Consider the following 24,102-nt stretch of genomic DNA (forward strand, 5'->3'; position numbering starts at 1 on the left):
TCAGGACGCCGGGCGGACGCACCGCCCGGCGTGCGCTGCCACGAGTGAGGAACCCGCCATGGAACCCCGTATGAACCTGTTCGCGACCGACCTCGGCACCAGGATCGGCAAGCGGATCCACGCCGTCAGCCAGGTGATCCAGGAGTCGTCCCTGCCGAAGCCGACCCAGGAGCTGGTGCAGCTGCGCGCCAGCCAGCTGAACGGCTGCGGCTTCTGCGTCGACATCCACGCCAAGGACGCGGCGGCGGCCGGTGAGACGTCGGCGCGGCTGGCCCTGGTGGCGGCGTGGCGCCACTCCACGGTGTTCACGGAGGCCGAGCGGGCCGCGTTGGCGCTCACCGAGGAGGGCACGCGCATCACCGACGCGCACGCAGGCGTCTCCGACGAGACCTGGTCACGGGTGCGCGAGCACTACGACGACGACCAGGCCATCGCCCTGGTCTCCCTGATAGCCATGATCAACGCAACGAACCGCCTCGGCGTGATCCTGGACAACCAGGGCGGGGCGTACGAGCCCGGGAACCTGGCCACGATCGCGAACTGAGCGTCGGCCGTCCCGCGGGCCGAGGGGTTCGGCGGCCGTACCGGCGGCACCGGTCCCCTCGGTCGCTGGGCGTAGGCCCCGCGCCCCATGCGCCCCGGGAACCCGCTGGCTAGGGTCGGCTCCCATGCAGACCACGGGAAACGTCCGGCGCGAGGCGGCGGAGCGCAAGCGCGACACTCTGGAGCGGCTCGCCGTCGAGCGGGATGTGTGGGTGTCGACGGGTCACCCTGAACGCGGGCCGCACCAGGTGCCGTTGTGGTTCCTGTGGGACGGGCGGGCGGTGTGGATGTGTACCGGCGCCACGTCCGCGACGGCGCGGAACGTCCGGGCGGAGCCGCGGGTGCGGCTCGCGTTGCCGGACACCTTCGATGTGGTGCTGCTGCAGGGGGAGGCGGAGTGCTTTCCGGACCGGGAGGTCCCGGGGGAGGCGGCGGAGGCCTTCGCGGCCAAGTTCGGGTGGGACCCTCGCGCGGAGGAGGGGGCCTTTCTGTACGTCAGGGTGGTGCCGAGGACGGTGCGCGCCTGGCGCGGTGAGCCGGAGCTGCGCGGGCGGGTCATCATGCGCGACGGGGAGTGGCAGGGCTGACGGGGAGGGGCAGGGCCAGCCGTCGGCACGCTCCGGCTCGGGTCGCGCCTTGCCCTCTGCCCCTCACCCCTTGACGGCCTCCGCGATCCGCAGGGCGGCCTCGGCGGGCGTGCGGCGGGTGGTGTCGATGACCTCGGCCTCGGCGTGCAGCCAGGTGCGGGCGGCCTCGGCGTACGGCTCCAGGTACTGGAGGCGGAACGGGGAGTCGGGGCCGACGACGGTGTCGCCCGCGATGCGTTCGCGGAGGGTGTCCTGGTCGGCGTGCAGGACGAAGTGCCGTACGGGAATGTCGTGTCGGGCGAGGCCTGTGGTGATCTCGCGCCAGTACTGCTCGACCAGGACGGTCATGGGCATCACGAGGGTGCCGCCGGTGTAGTCGAGCACGTGCCGCGCGGTCTCGACGACGAGCGGCCGCCACGGCGGCCAGTCCTGGAAGTTGCCCGTCCAGGGCAGCCCCGGCGTGATGTCCATGAGCGTCTCGCCGACCTTCTCGGCGTCGAACACCCGTGAATCCGGGAGCAGTTGCTGCACGAGCGCACTGGTCGTCGTCTTGCCCGCACCATGGGTTCCGTTGAGCCATACGATCATGGATCGACGCTAACTCGGGGGCGGGCCGCGGGGGCGGGGCGGTGAAAAACGGGTACGGCTTCGGCACGCCCCGGTGACATGGCGCACTTTTGCAAGCGGTGTGCTTGCAAAAGTTAGCGGGAGGGGTGCAGTATCGACGCATGGCATCGCTCAACGTCGGCAATCTCGGTGAGTACCTGCGCGAACAGCGGCGCACCGCGCAGCTGTCGCTCCGGCAGCTCGCCGATGCCGCCGGGGTGTCCAATCCGTATCTGAGCCAGATCGAGCGCGGGCTGCGCAAGCCGAGCGCCGAGGTTCTGCAGCAGGTCGCCAAGGCGCTCAGGATCTCCGCCGAGACGTTGTACGTCCGGGCCGGGATCCTCGACGAGAAGGAGCGGGACGAGCTGGAGACGCGCGCCGTCATCCTCGCCGACCCGTCCATCAACGAGCGGCAGAAGCAGGTGCTGCTGCAGATCTACGAGTCGTTCCGCAAGGAGAACGGCTTCGCGACCTCCGCGTACGCGGACGGCAGCGCCGAGGGCGCGTCGTACGACGACGTCCACGGCCCGGACACCCTCGCTGACGGCTCCCGCACGGCCGACGGCAGTGATGCACCACCCGCAGGCAAGCAACCCTCGGGGAAGCGGTCTTCGGGCAGCAAGAAGGCTTCCAGCGGCAAGAAGCCCGCGGCCGGCGGCAACGAGTCCGCGGGCCGCAGTGAGAAGTCTTCCGACCAGTAGTCCCCGAGCTGACGTGAATCCGGGAGGACCATTCACCATGCCCATCACCGACGACGTGCGCAAGACCATCACCGACCCCAAGCCCCTGTACTTCGTCGCCGGCAGCGCCGAACTGGCGTACCAGCAGGCCAAGAAGGTGCCCGGCCTCATCGAGCAGCTCGCCGCCGAGGCCCCGGCGCGGATCGACGCCGTCCGCAACACCGACCCCAAGGAAGTCCAGGACAAGGCCGCCGCCCGTGCCAAGGAGGCGCGTGAGGTCATCCAGTCCCGGGTCGGCGGCTTCATCAGCAACCTCGACACCGACCTGAAGAAGATCGGCGAGGGCGCCCAGGACCTGGCGTTGCGCGGCGTCGGCGTCGCCTTCGAGTACGCCGTCCAGGCGCGCGAGAAGTACGACCAGGTCGCCGAGCACGGCGAGCAGACCGTCCGCGCCTGGCGCGGCGAGGCCGCCGAGGGGCTCTCCGAGCTGGCCGAGACCGTCGAGCCGGACGCCGTCGACGACGAGGGCGCCGCCCAGGGCGCGTCGGCCGAGCAGTCCGCCGCGTCCACGGACGCGGGCGACAGCGGGGCCCAGGGCTCCGCCCGCAAGACCACCGCTGCCAAGAAGACCGCCGCGGACAAGCCCGCCGCCAAGAAGACGACGGCGAAGAAGACCACGCCGCCCACCAAGTAGTCGCCCCCTGGGGAGACGAGCGGGCGTCCCGTTGTGAGGCGCCGCGTCGGGCCGGGCACTCATGGAGTGTCCGGCCCGTTGTTCGGGTAGCGGGTACGGTGACTGCGTACGTCGCGTAGGGACTCGCCGAGACTGGTGGTGGACGTTGTGCTGATGCAGGGGTTCTCGAACCTCATGTGGCTGCTGTCGCTGGCCCTGATCGCGTTCAGCGGCTTCGCGCTGCTCGACGCCGCGATCCGGCGCGAGGACGCCTATCGCGCGGCGGACAAGAAGACCAAGCCGTTCTGGCTGATCATCCTCGGGCTCGCCTTCGTGGTGAACCTGATCTTCAACATCCTGTCGTTCCTGCCCATCATCGGCCTCATCGCGACCATCGTGTACATGGTCGACGTGCGGCCCGCGCTGCGGCAGATCACCGGCGGGGGTGGCGGCCGCCGCGGTTCCAGCAGCGACGGTCCGTACGGGCCGTACAACGGCGGTCGGTGAGGGACGGGGCCAGCGTGCCCGGTCTACGGGTCAGCGTGCCCGGTCGAGCAGCAATACCGCCACGTCGTCCGTCAGGTCGCCGCCGTTGAGGTCCCTGACCTCGTTCACGGACGCCTCCAGGAGCGCGTCGCCCCGCAGGCCCGCCGCCATCTTGCGGCGCACCAGCTCCACCATGCCGTCCTGCCCGAGCCGCTGGTTGCCCTCGCCGATCCGGCCCTCGATCAGGCCGTCCGTGTACAGCATCAGGCTCCAGCTGCCGCCGAGTTCCACCTGGCGGCGCGGCCAGCGGGCGCGCGGCAGCAGGCCGAGCGCGGGGCCCCCGTTGTCGTACGGGAGCAGCTCCGCGGGGCGGCCCGGGCGCGCTATCAGCGGTGACGGGTGTCCGGCCAGGCACAGGCCGGCCCGGCGGCCGTCCGGCGCGATGTCCACCGTGCACAGCGTCGCGAAGATCTCCTCGTTGGCCCGCTCGTGCTCCAGGACCCGCTGCAGCGTGGACAGCAGCTCGTCGCCGCACAGGCCCGCGAAGGTCAGCGCCCGCCAGGCGATGCGCAGCTCCACGCCGAGCGCCGCCTCGTCCGGGCCGTGCCCGCAGACGTCGCCGATCATCACGTGCACGGAGCCGTCGGGCATCCGCACCGTGTCGTAGAAGTCGCCGCCGAGCAGCGCGCGGGAGCGGCCGGGACGGTAGTGGGCGGCGAAGCGCAGCGGTGAGCCTTCGAGGAGCGGCGTCGGCAGCAGGCCCCGCTCCAGGCGGGCGTTCTCCTGCGCGCGCAGCCGGGACTCGGTGAGCTGGCGCTGGGCGGCGTCGGCGCGCTTGCGCTCCACCGCGTACCGGATGGCGCGGCTCAGCAGGCGGCCGTCCAGCTCCTCGCGCAGCAGGTAGTCCTGCGCGCCGACGCCCACGGCCTGGGCGCCGATCTCGGCGTCGCCGGACGCGGTGAGCGCGAGGACGGCGTGGCGCGGGGCGAGGCGCAGGACATGCTTGAGGACGGCCAGCTCGTCGGGGGCGGCGTCGGCGGCGCTGTCGCGGTCCTTGCCGTTGGGGGCTTCGGGGGCGGGGGAGCCGCCGTGGTTGCTGAGGCTGCCGTGGTTGCCGGGGCTGGTGGAGCCGGTGGGGCCGCCCGCGGGGGCGCGGCCGGGCAGGGCCAGGTCAAGGAGGATGCAGTGCACGTCGTCCGTGAGCAGCCGCTCGGCCTCGGTGAGGTTGCGGGCGGTGCGGATGCGGATCGGTTTGCCCCCGGAGTCCAGGAGCTCGGGCACGCTGAGGGAGCCCGCCGGGTCGTCCTCGATCACCAGCAGGGTGAGCCCGGTGCCGTTGCCCACGGGGTCGCTGGCCACGGGGTCGCTGACCATGGGGTCGCTCCCTCCGGGGTCGTGGTCCGCGAGGTCGTCGCGTACGAGTGCGTCGCGTACGGCTTCGTCGGGTGCCGGTGCGTCGTGTACGGGGTCGGGGCCTGCGGGGTCGTGGGCGGTCGGGCTGTGGGTGGTGGGGGTGTGGGCGGCGGTCCGGTCGGTGCCGGTGTCGCCGTCGGCGGTGCGGCCGCCGAGGGGGCCGGTGCCGTCGGTCGTCGGCGCCGCGTGAGCCTGACCGCCTTCCGCGGCCGGGATCGCTCTCTGCCGCGGTATGGGTACGGGCATCGTTGGAATCCTTCCCTCCCCCCGAGGGCATGGCGGGGCGACGGTCGCACGCCCCACCAGACGGGGACCATAGCGTCACCCGGGGCCTGTGTGGAATGCCGTGCCGCACGTGGCCGACGGCATATGCCGCATCCTGGACCGCATTTGGGCACGAACCCGGTCCGCCTGGGATGACGAACGTCACGCCTGGAGGGTTGAGCGGGGGGCGGGCTCGTGCGGTGGGTCACAGGGGGCGGCGGCCGGGGCCCGGCCGGGCGGCGCGGAGTGCGGTGGGTCACAGCGTGCGGGCCGCGTGGCCGACTCCGGCTCGGCTGGCCCGCTGGGTGCGCTTGGCCTGCCTGGCCCAAGGGGCGCGGTGGGCCCACGGGGCGCGGTGGCCCACGGGGAGCGGTGGCCCACGGGGCCCGCCCGGCCGTCCCGGTCACCCCAACCGCCCGGCCCGCCCGACCGCCGGGGTCACCCCAACCGCCCGGCCCGCCCGACCGCCCGGGTCACCCCAACCGCCCGGCCCGCCCGGCCGGGCCTACTTGTCCGGCCGCACCACCCCGAGTATCTCCATCGACCCCGCCCCCGCGAGCGTCACGTTCCGACCGGGCCGGGGCGCGTGCACGATCGCGCCGTCGCCCACGTACAGACCGACGTGGCTCGCGTCCTGGTGGTAGATGATCAGGTCGCCGGGGCGCATGTTCTGCACGTCGACGCGCGGGAGCCGCTTCCACTGCTCCTGCGAGGTGCGCGGGATGGTCTTGCCCGCGGCCGCCCAGGCCTGGGACGTGAGCCCCGAGCAGTCGTACGACTTCGGGCCCTCCGCGCCCCACACATAGGGCTTGCCCATCTGTGCCGTGGCGAACGCGATCGCCTTCTTGCCGGGGGAGGTCGCCTTGCCGTTGGCGTCCTTGAGTATGCCGGTGTCCACCCAGGCCGACTGCTGTCTGAGCGCGGCCTCCTCCTCCAGCTTCCGCAGCCGCTCGCGCTCCTTCTTCTCCAGGCGCGACTCCAGCTTCTCGGCGGTGGCGATCTTCTTCTTGACCTGCTTCTTCGCCTCGGCCTTGGCCTTGCGGTTCGCCTCCAGCTTCTTCCACTGGGCGGAGGCGTCCTTGGCGTACGTCTTCAAGTCCGCCTGGGTGCGGCTCATTTCCGTGAGCATCGCCTTGGTGGCGTGCTGGCCCTGGCGCAGTCGGCCCGCGCCGTCGAGGAAGCGGCTCGGGTTCTCGCTGAGCAGCAGCCGGGCCTCGTCCGGGACACCGCCGCCGCGGTACTGCGCGCGGGCGGCCGCGCCCGCGCGGGCCTTGAGGCGGTCCAGCTTCGTCTGGCCCTTGTCGATGGATCTCGCGAGCCGGACGATCTCCTCCGACTGCTTCTCGGCCTTCTCCTCCGCGGCGTTGTACGCGTCCGTGGCCGTGCCCGCCTCGCGGTAGAGCCGCTCGATCTCCTTGCGGACCTTCTCAAGGGATCTGTTCGACGGGGGAGTCGGCTCGGCCGGGCTCGCGAACGCGGTGCCCGGCGCGGTGAGCACCGCGGCCGCGCACGCGCAGATCAGTGCCACGGCTGTCGTCGTCGAGTGCCCCTTGCCGGTCACGCACGCCACCCCCAAAGCTGATTTACCGTCAGTAACTTCCCGGCGTTTCCGGGATGGTGCCATGCCGGCGCCGAATGCGACAGAGCCGCGTGACAACTCCGAACTCCCACCCGCAACATGTGACGAACCGCACGCGAAGATCGTTCCCTGCAGGTCAGGGGGCATGCGTGGGACGAATCCGGCGTTCGGGCCCGGTGCGGCGCCCGGGCTTCAGCCGCGCCGCGGCGTCAACGCCGCCCACGCCACCGTCACTTCCCCCTGCCGCCACCGCGAACTCCGGTCAAGGACCGGCCAGTCCGCCGTCAGGTCCCGCACCGTCCGGATCCACCGCTGCCGCGCCCCGTACGCCGCGTACGGCGCCGCCGCCGCCCACGCCCGGTCGAAGTCGCGCAGGAACGCGTGCACCGGCTCGCCCGGCACATTGCGGTGGATCAGCGCCTTCGGCAGCCGCTCGGCGAGGTCGGACGGGCGGTCGAGGGAGGCGAGGCGGGCCGCGAAGGTGACCGTGCGCGGCCCCTCGGGCCCGAGCGCCACCCACACGTGCCGCCGCCCGATCTCGTCGCAGGTGCCCTCGACGAGCAGGCCGCCCGGGGCGAGGCGCGCGCACAGCCGCTCCCACACGGCGGCGACCGCGTCCTCGTCGTACTGGCGCAGCACGTTGGCCGCGCGGATCAGCAGCGGCCGCGCGGGCAGCGGCACCTCGAAGCCGCCGTGCCGGAAGGTGAGGCCCTCGCGCGCGTAGGGCCGGGCCGCCGCCACCCGCTCCGAGTCGATCTCGATGCCGACCACGCGCGCGCGTGGGGCGGCGGTACGCAGCCGGAGCAGCAGCTCGACGGCGGTCCAGGGGGCGGCGCCGTAACCGAGGTCGACGGCGATCGGGTCGTCCGCGCGGCGCAGGGCGGCGCCGTGGGCGGCGGCGATCCAGCGGTCCATGCGGCGCAGCCGGTTGGGGTTGGTGGTCCCGCGCGTCACGGTTCCCACAGGTCGGGAGGGCGGAGGGGGGACGCGGGAGGCCATGAGGGCAAGCGTAAGCAAGGGTCACGGTTGAGACAGCCAAGGTAATGCTTTGGCAAAGAGGAAATGGAGGTGAGGCTTCCGGTGTTGCTCCTCCAGGAGGCGCGCACCCGGTCTCCGCCTCGTCGTGCCCGCCGTCAAGGCACAGCCCGCCGTCAAGGCCAAGGAGGACCGCCACGTGAGCCACTACGTGACCAGGCTCGGGCGTCGCTCCCCATCCCCGTCCACGAGGATCCGGCTGCCGGGCTCCTCGCGCCGCCCCCGCCGCGTGGCCATGCTCAGCGTGCACACCTCGCCGCTGCACCAGCCCGGCACCGGCGACGCGGGCGGCATGAACGTCTACATCGTGGAGCTGGCCAAACGCCTCGCCGCGATCAACATCGAGGTCGAGATCTTCACCCGCGCCACCACCGGCGCCCTGCCGCCCACCGTCGAGCTCGCGCCCGGCGTCCTCGTCCGCCACGTCGACGCGGGCCCCTACGAAGGCCTCGCCAAGGAGGAGCTGCCCGCCCAGCTCTGCGCCTTCACGCACGGCGTGATGCAGGCCTGGGCGGGCCACCGGCCCGGCCATTACGACCTCGTCCACTCCCACTACTGGCTCAGCGGCCACGTCGGCTGGCTCGCCGCCGAGCGCTGGGGCACCCCCCTGGTGCACGCCATGCACACCATGGCCAAGGTCAAGAACGCCGCGCTCGCCGAGGGCGACACTCCGGAGCCCACCGCCCGCGTCATCGGCGAGACCCAGATCGTGCGCGCCGCCGACCGGCTCATCGCCAACACCTCCGAAGAGGCCGACGAACTCGTACGCCACTACGAAGCCGAACCCGGCAAGGTCGCCGTCGTCCACCCCGGCGTGAACCTCGACCGCTTCCGCCCCGCCGACGGCCGGGCCGCCGCCCGGCACCGGCTCGGCCTCCCGCAGGACGCCCTGGTCCCCCTGTTCGCGGGCCGCATCCAGCCCCTGAAGGCGCCCGACGTGCTGCTGCGCGCCGTCGGCGTCCTCCTCGCCGAGCGGCCCGAGCTGCGCTCGCGGATCGTCGTGCCCGTCGTCGGCGGGCCCAGCGGCAGCGGTCTGGCCAAGCCGGAGGGGCTGCAGAAGCTGGCCGCCCGGCTCGGGATCGCGGATGTCGTACGTTTCCAGCCGCCCGTCGGGCAGGAGCAGCTCGCGGACTGGTTCCGGGCCGCGTCCGTGCTCGTGATGCCGTCGTACAGCGAGTCCTTCGGGCTCGTGGCCATCGAGGCGCAGGCCGCGGGGACGCCCGTGCTCGCCGCCGCGGTGGGCGGGCTGCCCGTCGCCGTGCGCGAGGGCGTCACCGGGTTCCTCGTCTCCGGGCACGAACCCGCCCACTACGCGCGCGTGCTGCGCGAGTTCGCCGACCGTCCACAGCTTGTGGACCGCATGGGCACGGCGGCCGCGCGGCACGCGGAGTCCTTCGGGTGGGGTACGGCCGCGTCCGCCACGGCCGACGTCTACACCGCCGCCGTGCACGATCACCGCCGTCACGTACGCTCGCACCATGGCTGACGTTGCTGGCGGGGCGCCCGGTGCGGTGATCGAGCGGGCGCTGGACGAGGCCGAGCTGGAGTGGGAGTGCCCTGAGCCCGGCTCGTACGTGGTGAAGCTGCCCGGGACGCGCAAGCTCTCCACGACCCTCTCGCTGCGCGTCGGCAGGCACTCGCTCTCTCTGAACGCGTTCGTGATCCGCCGCCCCGACGAGAACCACGAGGGCGTCCACCGGTGGCTCCTGGAGCGCAACCTCCGCCTGTACGGCGTGGGTTACGCCATCGACTCCCTCGGCGACGTCTACGTGGCCGGCAAGCTGCCGCTCGCCGCCGTCACCCCCGACGAGCTCGACCGCCTCCTCGGCTCCGTCCTCGAAGCGGCCGACGGCTCCTTCAACACCCTCCTGGAACTCGGCTTCGCGTCCGCGATCCGCAAGGAGTACGAGTGGCGCGTGGCGCGCGGCGAATCCACCCGCAACCTGGACGCGTTCACCCACTTGACCCAGCCCCGGTAGCGCCTCGGCTTTCTCCTGGCGGGCGGCGCCCCCGTCCCACCGCTATGCGGCGGTGCCCATAACTCGGGCGGTACGACACCTTCCCCCGGCGCCGAGCGGCATGGCATGCTCCCGCCCAACGTAGACGTGAACACCGTTCACGTACATGTACGGGAGGCGGGGCGGGCATGGCACACCTCAGCAGACGCGGACTCCTCGGCGGAGCCATCGCCGTCGCGGCCACCGCCGTCACCGGTCCGGCCACCGCCGCCACCGGCCCGGCCGCGACAGCGGCGCCCCGGCCCCGCCAGGCGCCCCGGCCCGGCCAACCCGCCACCCTCTGGCAAGAGTTCACCCGCACCCCGTACACCCACCCCCAGATCCCCTACGTAGGCCGGGCCGGAGCCCGCCGGGGCACCCGGCACCTCCCCCGCCCCGAGCGCGTGTTCCACGTGCACCACTACGGGGCCAGGCCTGACGCCCGGTCGGACGCGGGGCCCGCCATCAACCGTGCCCTCGCCGCCGCCGGAAGGGCCGGCGGGGGCACGGTCCAGCTCGCGCCGGGCACGTACCGGGTCGACGACATCATCCGCATAGGCGACGACAACGTCGTCCTGCGGGGCGCCGGCAGCGACCGCACCAAGCTGCTCGCCACCAAGAACCTCACCGAACTCATCGGCCCCTACGGCAGCCGCTACGGCGGCGACAAGTCGAGCTGGTCCTGGGCCGGAGGCCTCATCTGGCTGTGCCCGGCCGACCGCCTGGACAGCCTCACGGCCGCCATCAAGGCCGAGGACTGGCCGTTCGAGGGCTGGACCGGCAACAAGCGCGACGAGTGGCGCACCCTCACCACGGTCGCCCCCGCCACCCGCGGCTCCTGGTCCGTCCGCGTCGCCGACAGCTCCCGGCTGCGCCGCGGCAGCCTCGTCCTGCTGCGCCTGGCCGACGACGCGGACCACACGCTCCTGGAGCACATGGCGGGCGGCGGCCCCGGCCCGCAGGCGTACACCTGGGACGACAAGACAAAGTTGACGTCGTACGTCCCCTACGAGTGGCCCGTGCGGATCGCCCAGGTCAAGGGGCACACCGTCACCTTCGAACGCCCCCTGCCGCTGGACGTCCGCCCCGAGTGGGACCCCCGTCTGACCACCCACGTCCCCGCGCTCACCGGCTCCGGAGTCGAAGGGCTCACCCTGGAGGCGGTGCGGACCCCGCAGTCCCCGCACCTGCTCGACAAGGGCCACAACGGGGTCGTCTTCCAGTGCGCGTACGACTGTTGGGCCGACGACGTGCGCGTACGCCATGTGGACAACGGGTTCGGCCTGGTCGCCGCCTCCGCCTGCACCCTGCGCCGCACCGCCGTCGGCGGCCGCGGCTCGCACCACCCGTACTTCTGCCGCGAGGGCTCGCACGACAACCTGATCGAGGACTTCCGCATCGAGCGGCGCACGGTGCCCGCGCCCGCCGGGACCCAGTTGCACGGCATCAACGTGGAGGGGCTCTCCTCGTACAACGTCTGGTCCCGGGGCGTCATGGAGATGGGCACCTTCGATACGCATCGGGGCATGCCGTTCGCCAACGTGCGCACCGAGATCACCGTCGAGAACGACGGGCGGCACGGCGGCGACGCCAGCGCGGGGCCCCTCTACGGAGCGCGATTCGCCCACTGGAACGTCACCGTCACCAACCAGCGCGCCGGACTGGTCAAAATTGACGGCATCGCTCCGTACAGTGCCACGGTCGGCATCTCCCGGGTCCGCGAGTTCGACCAGATCGACGTACCGGACTTCTCCGGAGAGCTCAATTCCCTTATCGAGGCGTACGGTTCGCCGGGTTCCGTCCGGCCCCGGAACCTGTACGAGGCCCAGCGCGCCCTGGGGGAGTGAGGGCGCCCCCGCCGAGTGCGGCCGGGGCTCAGCCGAACGGGACCAGGCGGACCACCGTCACCGTGAGGACCGAACCCGACACGTAGTAGAGGACGATCGCGCCGCCGACGGTCGCTTCCCGGCGGTCGCGCTCGGCGGTGTCCACGGAGACGGGCGTCGAGCCGTGCCCGTAGGGGTCGCGTCCGAGCGTGCGCTCCATGGCCGTCCGGAAGGCGTCCGCGTCGGTCATCTTGGCGAGGGTGTCGTCGGCGGGCGGCGCGTAGGTGATGCGGTACCTGCGGCTCCGGTGACGGCTCACGCGATGCTCCGCCTCTCGGCCTCGTCGGCGGCGAGCCGGTCGAGCAGGGCCTCGGCCTCGGGGTCGGGCACGGACTGCAGCATCCAGTGCCGCATCACGGAGTGGATCTCGTCGACCCCGGCCTCGTTGATGGCCCGGTCGAACTCCGCGCGCCGGTCCTCGGGCAGGGCGGCGCGGATGTCCGGGATGGTGTTGGGGACGTCGACCTCCTCGCCGCCGATGAAGGTCTTCAGTGGTTCGGCCATGGTCGGGTCACTCTCCCTGGGATCCCTGGGTGGGCCCTGCGCTGATCTCACGGTAGCGGCGGTGAGCGGCCCCTTCGGGCGCCGGGACCTCCGGTGCCGCGGGCCGCGCCGCCACGGCTTCCGGCATCGCGCCCGCCGCCACGGCGGCCTCCGGCACTGCGCCAGCCGCCACCGCGGCTTCCGGGACCGTCGGCCCGGGTGCCGGGACATCGTGCCCCGCCGCCCCTGCCTCCGGCGCCGCCGGAAGCCCCCGCATCAGACCCCAATACCCGAGCGCCGCCACCGTACCCACGAGCGCGCAGCCGCCCCACAGCCACTCCGCCCCCAGGCGGTCGATCAGGAACCCGGACATCAGCGGCGCCACGAGCCCCGCCACGGCCCACGACATCGTGTACATGCCCTGGTAGCGGCCGCGCCCGTGCGTCGGCGAGAGCCGCACGACCAGGCCCGTCTGGGTGGGCGCGTTGATGATCTCGGCGAGCGTCCACACCATCACCGTCAGCGCGAAGACACCCACCGAACCGGCGAACGCGGTGAGCCCGAAGCCGTACCCCGCCACGAGCGAGGACAGCACCAGCAGGCGCTGCGGGTCGCGGTGCTCGATGAACCGCGTCACCGGGATCTGCAGCACGACGATCATGACGCCGTTCACGGCGACGGCCATGCCGTAGTCGCTCGGCGAGAAGCCCGCCTCGCCCATCGCCACCGGCAGGCCGAGCGCGCCCTGCTGGAAGATCAGCGCGACCAGGAAGCACAGGCCGACCACGCCCATGAACCGCCCGTCCCGCAGCACCGTGCCGAGCCCGACCTCGTCCTCGGCCGCCGCGGCCGCCGCGCTGCGCTCCGGCCGGGACTCCGGCAGCTTCATGAACACGAGGACCGCGCACACCAGCGTCATCGCGCCCTCGACGAGGAAGCCCGCGCGGTAGCTGTACGAGGCGATGAAGCCCGCGCCCGCCGTGGAGACCGCGAACCCCAGGTTGATCGCCCAGTAGTTGAGCGAGAAGGCCCGCACCCGGTCCTCGGGCCGCACGATGTCGGCCAGCATCGCCTGCACGGCCGGACGGGAGGCGTTGCTCGCCATGCCGACCAGGAACGCGACGCCCGCGATCGCCACCGGGTGCGTCATGAACCCGAGCAGCGCCACGGACGCGGCCGTCGACAACTGCGCGATCAGCAGCGTGGGCCGCCGCCCGAGCCGGTCGGTCATGACGCCCGCGCCGAGCGAGGAGATGACGCCGCCGAGCCCGTGCAGGGCGGCGACGAGGCCCGCGTACGTGGCCGAATACCCCTGCTCCACGGTCAAGTAGAGCGCCATGAAGGTGGCGACGAAGCCGCCCAGGCGGTTCACCAGCGTGCTGGTCCACAGCCACCAGAAAGCCGGTGGCAGTCCCGAGACCGACTCCTTGACGGCACGTCTCATGGCGACGAATGACATGGATCCCCCGGGGTGGCACAAATGGCACATGTAAGTGGCTAAGGCGGCAGGCACAACTTACGACCCGGGGGAACGTTCTCGCCACTCAATTGACAGCAACCGTCAATCGCTCCCGGGGGCGACCCCTCCGGCGGTTCGATTACGCTCAGAGGCATGGCCGACGCACCGTACAAGCTGATCCTCCTCCGCCACGGCGAGAGCGAATGGAACGCGAAGAACCTGTTCACCGGCTGGGTGGACGTCAATCTGAACGAGAAGGGCGAGAAGGAGGCGGTCCGCGGCGGTGAGCTGCTCAAGGACGCCGGCCTGCTCCCCGACGTGGTCCACACCTCCCTGCAGAAGCGCGCGATCCGCACCGCGCAGCTCGCCCTCGAGTCGGCTGACCGGCACTGGATCCCGGTCCACCGCAGCTGGCGCCTGAACGAGCGCCACTACGGCGCCCTCCAGGGCAAGGACAAGGCGCAGACCCTCGCCGAGTTCGGCGAGGAGCAGTTCATGCTCTGGCGCCGCTCCTACGACACCCCGCCGCCCGCCCTCGAGGACGGCACCGAGTTCTCCCAGTCGGACGACCCGCGCTACGCGACGATCCCGCCGGAGCTGCGCCCCCGCACGGAGTGCCTCAAGGACGTCGTCGTCCGCATGCTCCCGTACTGGTACGACGGCATCGTCCCGGACCTCCTCACCGGCCGCACGGTCCTCGTCGCCGCCCACGGCAACAGCCTCCGCGCCCTCGTCAAGCACCTCGACGGCGTCTCCGACGCCGACATCGCGGGCCTGAACATCCCCACCGGCATCCCCCTCTCCTACGAACTGGACGCCGACTTCAAGCCCCTGAACCCCGGCGGCACCTACCTCGACCCGGACGCCGCGAAGGCGGCGATCGAGGCGGTCAAGAACCAGGGCAAGAAGAAGTAAACGCACCCGTACGGAAAACCCCGTACGGAAAAAGGGGCTCCACGCGCGCGTGGAGCCCCTTTTCCTGTGTGCGATTCCGGACGCGCGGGGGCGCGTGGGAGGGGGCGGGCGGCGGACTGCGGTGCGGGGTGAACGGGTGCGCGCGCGTGCGCCGTTGACGCGCCCCGCCACCCCGGGCGTGCAATGGAGGGGCAGGCAGTACGCCTTCGCAGTACGCCTTCGAGGTTTCGAGGAGGAGACACATGGCCGAGTCCCCCAAGACCGACACCTGTGCCGACGGTTGTCAGTGCGGTCCTGGCTGCAGCTGTGGCTGCCAGTCCGGCGGCGCGTGCCAGTGCGGCGGCGGTTGCGGCTGACGCACGCGAAAGGGGTGGGCGCACGACTCCGCGCCCACCCCGGTGCCCCGCCGACAGGTGCTACGCGCCCTCGACGGGCGCCGAGCCCGGCTGGATCTCGTCCGCGTGCTCACCCGTCACCAGGTACACGACGCGCTTGGCCACGGACACCGCGTGGTCCGCGAAGCGCTCGTAGTAGCGGCCGAGGAGCGTCACGTCGACGGCGGTCTCGATGCCGTGCTTCCAGCGGTCGTCCATCAGGTGCTGGAACAGCGTGCGGTGCAGCAGGTCCATCTCGTCGTCGTCCTGCTCCAGCTGCAGCGCCAGATCGACGTCCTTGGTGATGATGACCTCCGCCGCCTTCGCCATCAGGCGCTGCGCGAGCTGGCCCATCTCCAGGATCGTCGCGTGCAGGTCGCGCGGCACCGCCGACTCCGGGAAGCGCAGCCGGGCCAGCTTGGCCACGTGCTGGGCCAGGTCGCCCGAGCGCTCCAGGTCGGCGCTCATCCGCAGCGAGGTGACGACGATGCGCAGGTCGGTGGCGACGGGCTGCTGCCGCGCCAGCAGGGCTATCGCGCGGGCCTCCAGCTCGTGCTGCAGGTCGTCGACCTTCTGGTCGGCGGCGATCACGCTCTCGGCCAGCTTCAGATCGGCGTCGAGCATGGCCGTGGTGGCGCGCCCGATCGCCGACCCGACAAGGCGGGCCATCTCGACCAGGCCCTCGCCGATCGAGTCAAGTTCCTCGTGGTACGCGTCACGCATGTGGCTGTCCCTCTCTCGTACGTCACAGGGGCTCACCCCCACGCTCCCACGGTGGCGGCCCGACGCGTCCGTTTAAGTCATCTCAAATGAATCACCCCTGTCGCCAAGGTGAACTATGGGCGACGGAGTCCCGCCACCCGCCCGATGCGCCACACTGCACCAGGAGCCCCGCGAGGCGACCCGCGCTCCCCACCCGGAACGCGTGCCGCACACCGGAATCCGCCGGTCCGACGGGGCGTCCCGCAGAAATGAACCACTGCCGTCCCCACGGTGAACTCTGAGCGACGAGTGTTCGAGTGGCCACCCGGATGGCTGTGGCCGGTACTCCGACCGCGCATAACCTGGAGGCATGGACGTGAACGCGGCGGTCGCCGCAGCGGCAGCGATCGCCGGGGTGTGCACCGGCGTCATCGCCATGCTGGCGTTTCGCTGGAGCGAACGCGACCAGAAGAGGCCCACCCGGACATCCCTGCACACGGACGCGGTCCTGCCCCCCGGTGTCGACACGGTCCTCTCCGTGCTGCGCTCCTCCGCGGTCGTCCTGGACGAGGCGGACAGCGTGGTCAAGGCGAGTTCCGCGGCGTACGCCCTCGGACTGGTGCGCGGCGGCAAACTCGCCGTCGAGCCGATGCTGCAGATGGCCAGGGACACCCGGCGCGACGGTGAGATACGACAGGTCGAACTGGATCTGCCGCGCCGGGGCACGGGCCGGGGCGACGCGCTCGCGGTCTCCGCGCGGGTGGCGCCCCTCGGCTCCCGCCTGGTCCTGCTGCTCGTCGAGGACCTGACGGAGGCCCGCCGCATCGAGGCGGTGCGCCGCGACTTCGTGGCGAACGTCAGCCACGAGCTCAAGACGCCGGTGGGGGCGCTCTCGCTGCTCTCCGAAGCCGTCATGGACGCCGCCGACGACCCCGAGGCCGTCGAGCGCTTCGCGGGCCGGATGCAGAACGAGGCGACCCGCCTGACCAACCTCGTGCAGGAGCTCATCGACCTCTCCCGGGTGCAGAACGACGACCCCCTGGAGGACGCCGAGCCGGTGCGCGTCGACGAGCTGGTGGCCGAGGCCATCGACCGCTGCCGCCACCAGGCGGGCACCAAGCAGATCACCATGGCCGCGACCGTCGGGAGCGCCGCGGCGCCGCCCGCCGAGAGCGGCTCCGGCATCCGGGCGGCGGTCGCCGACCTGCACGTCTGGGGCAACCGCGGCCAGCTCGCGGCGGCCCTCGGCAACCTCGTCGAGAACGCCGTGAACTACTCCCCGGCCCGTACCCGGGTCGGCATAGCGGCGCGGCGGGTCACCGCGCCGGGCGGCGACCTCATCGAGGTCGCGGTCACCGACCAGGGCATCGGGATCTCCGACAAGGACAAGGAGCGCATCTTCGAGCGCTTCTACCGCGTCGACCCGGCCCGCTCCCGCGCCACCGGCGGCACCGGCCTCGGTCTCGCCATCGTCAAGCACGTGGCCGCCTCGCACGGCGGGGAGGTGACCGTGTGGAGCTCGGAGGGTCAGGGCTCCACCTTCACCCTGCGCCTGCCCGAGGCGGGCGCGACGCGCGACCGCGGCGCCGGGCACGGCCTGCCGGCGAACGGCGCGTACCAGGGCGCCAGGCCCGACGACACAACCGCATACGAACCCATTCCTGCCGCCCCGGAGGTCCTTCCGTGACCCGAGTGCTCGTCGTCGAGGACGAGGAATCCTTCAGCGACGCCCTGTCGTACATGCTCCGCAAGGAGGGCTTCGAGGTCGCGATCGCGGCCACCGGACCCGACGGACTCGACGAATTCGAGCGCAACGGCGCCGACCTCGTCCTGCTCGACCTGATGCTGCCGGGCCTGCCCGGCACGGAGGTCTGCCGTCAGCTGCGCAGCCGCTCGAACGTGTCGGTGATCATGGTCACCGCCAAGGACAGCGAGATCGACAAGGTCGTCGGCCTGGAAATAGGAGCCGATGACTACGTCACCAAGCCCTTCTCGTCCCGCGAACTGGTGGCCCGCATCCGCGCGGTCCTGCGCCGCCGCGGCGAGCCCGAGGAGGTCGCCCCGCAGGCTCTGGAGGCGGGACCGGTCCGCATGGACGTCGACCGCCACGTGGTCACCGTCTCCGGCTCCAAGGTCGACCTGCCCCTGAAGGAGTTCGACCTCCTGGAGATGCTGCTGCGCAACGCGGGCCGCGTCCTGACCCGCATGCAGCTCATCGACCGCGTCTGGGGCGCCGACTACGTGGGTGACACCAAGACCCTCGACGTGCACGTCAAGCGCCTGCGCGCCAAGATCGAGCCGGACCCGGGTGCCCCGCGCTACCTGGTGACGGTCCGCGGCCTCGGCTACAAGTTCGAGCCGTAGACAGCAGCCACGCGCGCGTACGTCCGACGACGGCCACGCGCGCGTGGAGCGGCAACGCGGAAGGGCGGGAACCCCTCGGGGTTCCCGCCCTTCCGCTTGCTCTCCAGCGGTCCCGCGTACGCGACCTCGGTACGAGGCGGCGTACGGGTACGTCAGTGCTGGGCGGCGCCGTCGTGCTCGGCCTCGCCGGACGGCGTGGTGCCCGCGCCCTGGGTGCCCTGGGCACCCTCGGCGCCGTCAGTGCCCTCAGCGGCGCCCTGGGCGTCCCCGGACGGCGTGCCCGACGGGTTCCCGGAGGGCGACCCCGAGGGCTTGCCCGACGGCTTCCCGGACGGCTTGCCGGAGGGCTTGGCGTCCGGGGCCTTCGGGAGCTCGCTCGGGCCCCACTTCTCGAAGTAGCTGTCGGCGGGCACGACGAACGTCTTCAGCTTCACGTCGCCGGTCTTGCTGAAGGCGAAGGTGACCGGCTGCGCGTTGCCGTCCTCGACGGACTCGCGGCTGCTGGGCAGCACCGCGGAGGCGTTGTCCTTGCCGCCGATGGTGATCGAGCCGCCGGCCGGGATGGTCAGGCCGCCGCCCTTGCCCTTCTTCTCACCCTTGGCGGGGCTCAGCGCGGCCGTCTTGCCGGTGCCGTCGACCTTGACCGATTCGAGGGTCTGGTCGGTGCGGCCGTTGTTGAAGACCGTCGCGGAGACGACGGCGGGACCGGTCGCCTCGCGGTCGGGCTGAGTGATGATCATGGCGTTCTGGATCTTGATGTCGCCGACGGCGGTCGCCGCGTTGTCCGGCTTGATCTCGATCGTCTGGGCGTTGTTTCCGGCACCGCAGGCGGTGAGCGTGGCGAGCGAGAACGCGAGGGCGGTGGCGGCGATGGCGCCGCGTCGAAGGCTGCGGCTCACGGCGGCGGCAACTCCTAGAACGTGGGCGGGACGGAGGGGCGGGCGGCCTTGACGCCGTCCTGGCGGGCGGCGGTGAAGCCGTCCTAAGGGTGTGTCAGCGGGCTTAGGTTACCGAGCCGTTCCCGTGCCACCGCACCCGACCCGCCCCTCCGGGCCGCGAGCCTCCCGGTCTCCCCGTCCGGCGCTCTCGTCCCACTCGCCTCAATGGCGTCCCGTACCCTCCCGCAGCGCTCCTGTTCCGTGGCCCGTTCCGCATTCGTAAATCCACGGTCGGCGGTGTTACGGCGATTTTCGGTAAGTAATTGCGGGGCGGTCCGGGAAATTGATCAGTGGATGGCGCACGGGACCTGTCACCGGGCGGATCGGAGCGCGGTTCGGGCGCACCGGCGCTCGCGCTTCTTGATCAATTCCGGATTCGCGCCGGACCTGCCTCCGAGGTCGTCGCCGACTGCGATCCCGAAGTGATCCGGAAGTGATCCCGAACGCGACTGCCGTGTCGACTCGTACATGTCACCGCTCATCGAACGGAGTAGTGGAAGTTCACCTACGGGAACCTGGCAAACCGGGACGTTCGTCCCCTTGCGGCGCTCTCCCGGGGTGCGTGACGGTGGTGTTTCACCGTCCCCGGACAGCGGCTCCCACCTGCGAATACCCCCTTCCGCAGTCCCCGCGCAGCACGTTCCTGTTGCTGTTGTCAAGCCCCGAGATATGCCCTGACCTGCGAAAACGCCATTCAGAAGACGCCGTATCCGTGTTACCCTGGATAGCCACGGAAGGGGTACCTGTCACATGACGTTCAAGGTTGGCGACACCGTGGTCTATCCCCATCACGGGGCCGCGCTGATCGAGGCCATCGAAACTCGCCAGATCAAAGGCGTGGACAAGACCTACTTGGTGCTGAAGGTCGCCCAGGGCGACTTGACGGTACGTGTGCCAGCGGACAATGCGGAGTTCGTCGGTGTGCGTGATGTGGTCGGCCAGGACGGCCTCGACCGGGTCTTCGAAGTACTGCGCGCACCGTACGCAGAAGAGCCCACGAACTGGTCGCGCCGTTACAAGGCAAATCTTGAGAAGCTTGCCTCCGGCGATGTCATCAAGGTCGCGGAAGTTGTCCGTGACCTGTGGCGTCGGGAGCGCGAGCGCGGACTGTCCGCCGGTGAGAAGCGCATGCTCGCCAAGGCCCGCCAGATCCTGGTGAGCGAGCTGGCCCTCGCGGAGAACACGAACGAGGACAAGGCCGAGGCCCTGCTCGACGAGGTCCTCGCGTCCTGACGTCCTGACCGACGCAGCGCAGCGCCACACCACCTGGCGTGCGTCCCGGGACGAATAATTTGGCGCACACATTGCCGCGGTGCCCGCCGACTCCTGAAAGGTGTTGCCGGGCACCGCGGCATGTTTGTACCCGGAGGCATGTCCGTCCCCGGACCCGGCGGTACGCCGAGGCAGGGCCACGTCCCGGCACAGCGATACCCGACCGGTTCTCACGAGCAGACGTCGACCCCGGGCGCGCGTACGCGTACCCCCGGTCTTCACCGCCGGTTCGCGCATACGGAAAGATCCCCCGGTACTTTGGCGTGCCGGGCTCGGGCAGCAGGCTCGACCGGATGTCACGGAAGGGTCCGGTCAAGGCGTCGCGCCCGGCACTCCCCCAACCTACGGTCGGGGGTACGCCCAGGCCATACCCATGTCGGCCGAGCACACAAACCTGAACGGAACCGATGTCTGACGCATCCTCCGCGGCGGGCCCCCGCACCGCCGCCGTCATCCCCGCCGCGGGCCGCGGCGTCCGGCTCGGCCCCGGCGCCCCCAAGGCCCTGCGTGCCCTGAACGGCACGCCCATGCTCATCCACGCCGTACGCGCCATGGCCGCGTCCCGCGCCGTCTCCCTCGTCGTGGTCGTGGCCCCGCCGGACGGCGCCCCCGAGGTGAAGACCCTCCTCGCCGACCACGCCCTGCCCGGGGGCACCCCCAGCGGTAGCTGGGGGAGCACCGACTTCCTCGTCGTGCCCGGCGGCGCGACCCGCCAGGAGTCCGTGAAGCTCGGCCTGGACGCCCTGCCGCAGGGCATCGACATCGTCCTCGTGCACGACGCGGCCCGCCCCCTGGTCCCCGTCGACACCGTCGACGGCGTCATCGAGGCCGTCCGCGACGGGGCGCCCGCCGTCGTCCCCGCGCTGCCGGTCGCCGACACCGTCAAGGAGGTCGAGCCCGCCGCCCCCGGCGAGCCCGAGCCTGTCGTGGCCACGCCCGAGCGCGCCCGGCTGCGCGCCGTGCAGACGCCCCAGGGCTTCGATCGCGCCACGCTGCTCCGCGCCCACGAGGCCGTCGTCGTCGGCGAGGGCGCCACGGACTGCGCCGGGCTCGTGGAACGGCTCGGCGAGCCGGTCGTGCTCGTGCCAGGCCACGAGGAGGCGTTCAAGGTGACCCGGCCCCTCGACCTAGTCCTCGCCGAGGCCGTACTCGCCCGCAGGAGGGCCAACGATGGCTTCTGAGCAGCAGCCCCAGCCGCAGCAGCCCCAGTCCCAGCCGGGGCCGGGTGCGGTGGCGCCCACCTCCCCGTACCCCCTCCCGCAGGTCGGCATCGGCACCGACATCCACGCCTTCGAAGAGGGCCGGGAGCTGTGGTGCGCCGGGCTGAAGTGGGAGGGGGAGGGGCCCGGGCTCGCCGGGCACTCCGACGCGGACGTCGTCGCGCACGCGGCCTGCAACGCGCTGTTCTCCGCCGCCGGCCTCGGCGACCTCGGCGCCCACTTCGGCACCGGACGGCCCGAGTGGGCGGGAGCCTCCGGGCTCGCGCTGCTCACCGAGGCCGCGCGGATCGTGCGGGACGCCGGGTTCGTCATCGGCAATGTGGCCGTGCAGGTCGTCGGCCCCCGGCCCAAGATCGGCAAGCGGCGCGACGAGGCCCAGAAGGTGCTCTCGGACGCGGCGGGCGCGCCGGTCACGGTGTCCGGGGCGACCACGGACGGGCTCGGCTTCCCGGGGCGGGGCGACGGGCTCGCGGCGGTCGCCACGGCGCTCGTGGTCCGCGCGGCCTAAGGCCTGCCTCCCCCGTCCAGGGGGGCGGCGCGGCGTCGCGACGCCGACGGGGCACCGGGGCCGGAAATCCCCGGTGGTCCCCGTAGGGGCAAGGAAGATCGGGTACGCGTACCCGTATCCCCGAGACGCCCCCTTCGAAGGAGACACCGTGACCGCCGAACTCTCCGCCAAGCTCAAGGCACTCCTGGACACCCCGGTCTTCGTCACCGTCGCCACCGTCCAGCCCGACGGCAGCCCCCAGCTGTCACCGGTCTGGGTGAAGCGCGACGGCGACGACGTCATCTTCTCCACCACCCTGGAGCGCCAGAAGGAGAAGAACCTGCGGCGCGACCCGCGCGTGACGGTGCTCCTCCAGCCCTTCGACGAGCCCTACGCGTACGCGGAGATCCGCGGCACCGCGAGCATGACCACCGAGGGCGGCCAGGAACTCATCGACGAGCTGTCGCTGAAGTACACCGGCCTGAAGTACGCCGAGTTCAACCCCAGGTCCGGCCAGGACGCCCCGCGCGTCGTCGTCCGCGTCAGCGCCCGCAAGGTCGTCGGCAGGATCTGACGAGGCCCCCGGGGCCCGCGGTGGCCGGAAACGGCTCCTCGGCGCCCCACACGTCACAGTTCTGTGCCCTGTGTCCCCCAGGGGGCGCGGGGCACTGCCCCAAGCCCACTACCCTGGAGTGGTGACGATTCGCCTGTACGACACCAGCGCCCGGCAGATCCGTGACTTCAGCCCCCTCGTCGAAGGCTGTGTCTCGATCTACCTCTGTGGCGCCACGGTGCAGGCGGCCCCGCACATCGGACACATCCGGTCGGGCCTCAACTTCGACATCATGCGCCGCTGGTTCGCGTACCGCGGCTACGACGTGACGTTCATCCGCAACGTCACGGACATCGACGACAAGATCATCAAGAAGTCGGCCGAGCAGGGCCGCCCCTGGTGGTCCATCGGCTACGAGAACGAGCGCGCCTTCAACAGCGGCTACGACGCCCTCGGCTGCCTGCCGCCCACGTACGAGCCCCGCGCCACCGGCCACATCACCGAGATGATCGAGATGATGCGCGGCCTGATCGAGCGCGGGCACGCCTACGAGGCTGACGGAAACGTCTACTTCGACGTGCGGTCCTTCCCCGGGTACCTGCAGCTCTCCAACCAGGAGCTGGACAACCTGCTCCAGCCCGAGGGCGAGGGCGAGACCGGCAAGCGCGACGCGCGCGACTTCGCCATGTGGAAGACGGCGAAGCCGGGGGAGCCGAGCTGGGAGACGCCCTGGGGCCGCGGCCGTCCGGGCTGGCACCTGGAGTGCTCGGCGATGGCCCACAAGTACCTGGGCACCGCCTTCGACATCCACGGCGGCGGCATCGACCTGATCTTCCCGCACCACGAGAACGAGATCGCCCAGGCCAAGGCCTTCGGCGACGAGTTCGCGAAGTACTGGGTGCACAACGGCTGGGTCACCATGAGCGGCGAGAAGATGTCGAAGTCGCTCGGCAACTCCGTGCTCGTCTCCGAGATGGTCAAGCACTGGCGCCCCATCGTCCTGCGCTACTACCTGGGCACCCCGCACTACCGCTCGATGATCGAGTACAGCGAGGAGGCCCTGCGCGAGGCCGAGTCCGCGTTCGCGCGCATCGAGGGCTTCGTGCAGCGCGTGGTGGAGAAGGCCGGGGGCGTAGTCGAGCCCGCCGCCGAGGTGCCGCCCGCGTTCGCCGACGCGATGGACGACGACCTGGGCGTCCCGCAGGCGCTCGCGATCGTCCACACCACGGTCCGGCAGGGCAACTCCGCGCTCGCCGCCGACGACAAGGAAGCCGCCGTGGCGCGCCTCGCCGAGGTGCGGTCCATGCTCGGCGTCCTCGGCCTCGACCCGCTCGACGAGCACTGGGCGGGCGGCGACGGCGACAGCGGCGAGGACCTGCACGGCGTGGTCGACACCCTCGTACGCCTCGTCCTGGAACAGCGCGAAGGCGCCCGCGGCCGCAAGGACTGGGCCACCGCCGACGCCATCCGCGACCAGCTCAGCCAGTCGGGCCTCGTCATCGAGGACAGCCCGTCCGGCCCCCGCTGGACGCTCGGTCCGCGCTAGCGCGGACCAGGTGCTGATGTGCCGCCCGGGGACTCGGGCG

25 protein-coding genes are annotated in these 24,102 nt (G+C 71.9%); 16 read left to right on the forward strand and 9 right to left on the reverse strand.

The genetic code is table 11. The features are described 5' to 3' along the window. The first annotated feature begins 58 nt into the window (after positions 1–58). Entirely contained in the window at positions 59–544 is a 486-nt protein-coding gene (locus IE274_RS13760) for a carboxymuconolactone decarboxylase family protein (protein WP_190116007.1), read from the forward strand. Between the two features lie 124 nt (positions 545–668). Beyond that, positions 669–1,130 carry a pyridoxamine 5'-phosphate oxidase family protein gene (locus IE274_RS13765; RefSeq protein ID WP_190116008.1) on the forward strand — a complete coding sequence of 154 codons (462 nt, stop codon included), beginning with the start codon at positions 669–671 and terminating at the stop codon, positions 1,128–1,130. A gap of 63 nt (positions 1,131–1,193) precedes the next feature. Here IE274_RS13765 and IE274_RS13770 read toward each other — a convergent pair whose 3' ends face one another. After that, positions 1,194–1,718 (reverse strand): AAA family ATPase, encoded by a 525-nt coding sequence (locus IE274_RS13770; protein WP_190116009.1) that lies wholly within the window; start codon positions 1,716–1,718, stop codon positions 1,194–1,196. A 140-nt stretch (positions 1,719–1,858) separates the two neighbouring features. On the opposite strand from IE274_RS13770, the gene IE274_RS13775 reads away from it, so the two are divergent. From IE274_RS13775 to IE274_RS13785, 3 genes are all read left to right on the forward strand, one after another. Next, positions 1,859–2,437, forward strand: a complete 579-nt coding sequence (locus tag IE274_RS13775) for a helix-turn-helix domain-containing protein (protein WP_190116010.1) — start codon at positions 1,859–1,861, stop codon at positions 2,435–2,437. Between the two features lie 37 nt (positions 2,438–2,474). Further along, positions 2,475–3,110, forward strand: coding sequence for a hypothetical protein (locus IE274_RS13780; RefSeq protein WP_190116011.1), 636 nt, complete (start codon positions 2,475–2,477; stop codon positions 3,108–3,110). Positions 3,111–3,245: 135 nt separating this feature from the next. Beyond that, entirely contained in the window at positions 3,246–3,596 is a 351-nt protein-coding gene (locus tag IE274_RS13785) for a DUF2516 family protein (protein ID WP_229697074.1), read from the forward strand. Between the two features lie 30 nt (positions 3,597–3,626). On the opposite strand, the gene IE274_RS13790 is transcribed toward IE274_RS13785, so the two are convergent. From IE274_RS13790 to IE274_RS13800, 3 genes are all read right to left on the reverse strand, one after another. Then, positions 3,627–5,234, reverse strand: a complete 1,608-nt coding sequence (locus tag IE274_RS13790) for a PP2C family protein-serine/threonine phosphatase (protein WP_190116012.1) — start codon at positions 5,232–5,234, stop codon at positions 3,627–3,629. A gap of 523 nt (positions 5,235–5,757) precedes the next feature. Then, positions 5,758–6,822: a C40 family peptidase gene (locus IE274_RS13795; RefSeq protein WP_190116013.1), complete on the reverse strand. Its 1,065-nt coding sequence runs from the start codon at positions 6,820–6,822 to the stop codon at positions 5,758–5,760. Between the two features lie 201 nt (positions 6,823–7,023). Further along, complete coding sequence (locus IE274_RS13800; protein ID WP_190116014.1) at positions 7,024–7,830, reverse strand: class I SAM-dependent methyltransferase; 807 nt, start codon at positions 7,828–7,830, stop codon at positions 7,024–7,026. A gap of 175 nt (positions 7,831–8,005) precedes the next feature. Here IE274_RS13800 and mshA point away from each other — a divergent pair, with 175 nt between their 5' ends. The 3 genes from mshA (at position 8,006) to IE274_RS13815 (ending at position 11,710) form a co-directional block, all read left to right on the forward strand. After that, entirely contained in the window at positions 8,006–9,352 is a 1,347-nt protein-coding gene (gene mshA, locus IE274_RS13805; RefSeq protein ID WP_190116465.1) for a D-inositol-3-phosphate glycosyltransferase, read from the forward strand. Next, positions 9,345–9,845, forward strand: a complete 501-nt coding sequence (locus IE274_RS13810) for a type III secretion system chaperone family protein (protein WP_190116015.1) — start codon at positions 9,345–9,347, stop codon at positions 9,843–9,845. Before mshA ends, IE274_RS13810 begins: the two co-directional genes overlap by 8 nt. A gap of 167 nt (positions 9,846–10,012) precedes the next feature. After that, on the forward strand, positions 10,013–11,710 hold the full coding sequence (locus IE274_RS13815) for a glycosyl hydrolase family 28-related protein (RefSeq protein WP_190116016.1): 1,698 nt from the start codon (positions 10,013–10,015) through the stop codon (positions 11,708–11,710). A gap of 28 nt (positions 11,711–11,738) precedes the next feature. On the opposite strand, the gene IE274_RS13820 is transcribed toward IE274_RS13815, so the two are convergent. The 3 genes from IE274_RS13820 to IE274_RS13830 all read right to left on the reverse strand — a co-directional run bounded on the left by IE274_RS13820 (position 11,739) and on the right by IE274_RS13830 (position 13,691). Further along, positions 11,739–11,939 (reverse strand): hypothetical protein, encoded by a 201-nt coding sequence (locus IE274_RS13820; protein WP_190116466.1) that lies wholly within the window; start codon positions 11,937–11,939, stop codon positions 11,739–11,741. 65 nt (positions 11,940–12,004) lie between these two features. Beyond that, positions 12,005–12,253, reverse strand: a complete 249-nt coding sequence (locus IE274_RS13825; protein ID WP_190116017.1) for a hypothetical protein — start codon at positions 12,251–12,253, stop codon at positions 12,005–12,007. A 7-nt stretch (positions 12,254–12,260) separates the two neighbouring features. Continuing rightward, a complete protein-coding gene (locus tag IE274_RS13830) occupies positions 12,261–13,691 on the reverse strand; it encodes an MDR family MFS transporter (protein ID WP_190116018.1) in 1,431 nt (476 codons plus the stop codon). Positions 13,692–13,844: 153 nt separating this feature from the next. On the opposite strand from IE274_RS13830, the gene IE274_RS13835 reads away from it, so the two are divergent. Continuing rightward, positions 13,845–14,606, forward strand: coding sequence for a phosphoglyceromutase (locus IE274_RS13835; protein ID WP_190116019.1), 762 nt, complete (start codon positions 13,845–13,847; stop codon positions 14,604–14,606). A 416-nt stretch (positions 14,607–15,022) separates the two neighbouring features. On the opposite strand, the gene phoU is transcribed toward IE274_RS13835, so the two are convergent. Beyond that, entirely contained in the window at positions 15,023–15,703 is a 681-nt protein-coding gene (gene phoU / locus IE274_RS13840; protein WP_190116020.1) for a phosphate signaling complex protein PhoU, read from the reverse strand. Between the two features lie 349 nt (positions 15,704–16,052). Here phoU and phoR point away from each other — a divergent pair, with 349 nt between their 5' ends. After that, complete coding sequence (phoR, locus tag IE274_RS13845; protein ID WP_190116021.1) at positions 16,053–17,369, forward strand: two-component system sensor histidine kinase PhoR; 1,317 nt, start codon at positions 16,053–16,055, stop codon at positions 17,367–17,369. After that, complete coding sequence (phoP, locus tag IE274_RS13850; RefSeq protein WP_190116022.1) at positions 17,366–18,046, forward strand: two-component system response regulator PhoP; 681 nt, start codon at positions 17,366–17,368, stop codon at positions 18,044–18,046. The genes phoR and phoP overlap by 4 nt, the downstream gene beginning before the upstream one ends. 152 nt (positions 18,047–18,198) lie before the next feature. Here phoP and IE274_RS13855 read toward each other — a convergent pair whose 3' ends face one another. Continuing rightward, the gene (locus tag IE274_RS13855) at positions 18,199–18,945 is read right to left on the reverse strand and encodes a copper chaperone PCu(A)C domain-containing protein (protein ID WP_190116023.1); all 747 of its coding nucleotides are present in this window, start codon (positions 18,943–18,945) and stop codon (positions 18,199–18,201) included. 789 nt (positions 18,946–19,734) lie between these two features. Here IE274_RS13855 and IE274_RS13860 point away from each other — a divergent pair. From IE274_RS13860 to cysS, 5 genes are all read left to right on the forward strand, one after another. Then, positions 19,735–20,217 (forward strand): CarD family transcriptional regulator, encoded by a 483-nt coding sequence (locus IE274_RS13860; RefSeq protein ID WP_003953493.1) that lies wholly within the window; start codon positions 19,735–19,737, stop codon positions 20,215–20,217. Positions 20,218–20,663: 446 nt separating this feature from the next. Further along, complete coding sequence (ispD, locus tag IE274_RS13865) at positions 20,664–21,437, forward strand: 2-C-methyl-D-erythritol 4-phosphate cytidylyltransferase (RefSeq protein ID WP_190116024.1); 774 nt, start codon at positions 20,664–20,666, stop codon at positions 21,435–21,437. Then, the gene (ispF, locus tag IE274_RS13870; protein ID WP_229909529.1) at positions 21,427–21,984 is read left to right on the forward strand and encodes a 2-C-methyl-D-erythritol 2,4-cyclodiphosphate synthase; all 558 of its coding nucleotides are present in this window, start codon (positions 21,427–21,429) and stop codon (positions 21,982–21,984) included. Before ispD ends, ispF begins: the two co-directional genes overlap by 11 nt. Before the next feature lie 148 nt (positions 21,985–22,132). After that, a complete protein-coding gene (locus IE274_RS13875) occupies positions 22,133–22,537 on the forward strand; it encodes a PPOX class F420-dependent oxidoreductase (RefSeq protein ID WP_190116025.1) in 405 nt (134 codons plus the stop codon). 121 nt (positions 22,538–22,658) lie between these two features. After that, positions 22,659–24,062 carry a cysteine--tRNA ligase gene (cysS, locus tag IE274_RS13880; protein ID WP_190116026.1) on the forward strand — a complete coding sequence of 468 codons (1,404 nt, stop codon included), beginning with the start codon at positions 22,659–22,661 and terminating at the stop codon, positions 24,060–24,062. Positions 24,063–24,102: the final 40 nt, after the last annotated feature.

Origin of the sequence: Streptomyces flavofungini (genome assembly GCF_014650815.1) — a bacterium.
Classification (GTDB): Bacteria; Actinomycetota; Actinomycetes; order Streptomycetales; family Streptomycetaceae; genus Streptomyces; species Streptomyces flavofungini.

Bases quoted from the DNA above. Each gene is read 5' to 3' on its own strand.
- IE274_RS13815 (WP_190116016.1), top strand. From the start codon at position 10,013: ATGGCACACCTCAGCAGACGCGGACTCCTCGGCGGAGCCATCGCCGTC.
- IE274_RS13810 (WP_190116015.1), top strand. From the start codon at position 9,345: ATGGCTGACGTTGCTGGCGGGGCGCCCGGTGCGGTGATCGAGCGGGCG.
- phoR (WP_190116021.1), top strand. From the start codon at position 16,053: ATGGACGTGAACGCGGCGGTCGCCGCAGCGGCAGCGATCGCCGGGGTG.
- IE274_RS13820 (WP_190116466.1), bottom strand. From the start codon at position 11,939: ATGACCGACGCGGACGCCTTCCGGACGGCCATGGAGCGCACGCTCGGA.
- IE274_RS13835 (WP_190116019.1), top strand. From the start codon at position 13,845: ATGGCCGACGCACCGTACAAGCTGATCCTCCTCCGCCACGGCGAGAGC.
- IE274_RS13775 (WP_190116010.1), top strand. From the start codon at position 1,859: ATGGCATCGCTCAACGTCGGCAATCTCGGTGAGTACCTGCGCGAACAG.
- ispD (WP_190116024.1), top strand. From the start codon at position 20,664: ATGTCTGACGCATCCTCCGCGGCGGGCCCCCGCACCGCCGCCGTCATC.
- IE274_RS13770 (WP_190116009.1), bottom strand. From the start codon at position 1,718: ATGATCGTATGGCTCAACGGAACCCATGGTGCGGGCAAGACGACGACC.
- IE274_RS13825 (WP_190116017.1), bottom strand. From the start codon at position 12,253: ATGGCCGAACCACTGAAGACCTTCATCGGCGGCGAGGAGGTCGACGTC.
- IE274_RS13800 (WP_190116014.1), bottom strand. From the start codon at position 7,830: ATGGCCTCCCGCGTCCCCCCTCCGCCCTCCCGACCTGTGGGAACCGTG.
- IE274_RS13790 (WP_190116012.1), bottom strand. From the start codon at position 5,234: ATGCCCGTACCCATACCGCGGCAGAGAGCGATCCCGGCCGCGGAAGGC.
- IE274_RS13760 (WP_190116007.1), top strand. From the start codon at position 59: ATGGAACCCCGTATGAACCTGTTCGCGACCGACCTCGGCACCAGGATC.
- phoU (WP_190116020.1), bottom strand. From the start codon at position 15,703: ATGCGTGACGCGTACCACGAGGAACTTGACTCGATCGGCGAGGGCCTG.
- ispF (WP_229909529.1), top strand. From the start codon at position 21,427: ATGGCTTCTGAGCAGCAGCCCCAGCCGCAGCAGCCCCAGTCCCAGCCG.
- IE274_RS13830 (WP_190116018.1), bottom strand. From the start codon at position 13,691: ATGTCATTCGTCGCCATGAGACGTGCCGTCAAGGAGTCGGTCTCGGGA.
- IE274_RS13860 (WP_003953493.1), top strand. From the start codon at position 19,735: ATGACGTTCAAGGTTGGCGACACCGTGGTCTATCCCCATCACGGGGCC.
- IE274_RS13765 (WP_190116008.1), top strand. From the start codon at position 669: ATGCAGACCACGGGAAACGTCCGGCGCGAGGCGGCGGAGCGCAAGCGC.
- IE274_RS13780 (WP_190116011.1), top strand. From the start codon at position 2,475: ATGCCCATCACCGACGACGTGCGCAAGACCATCACCGACCCCAAGCCC.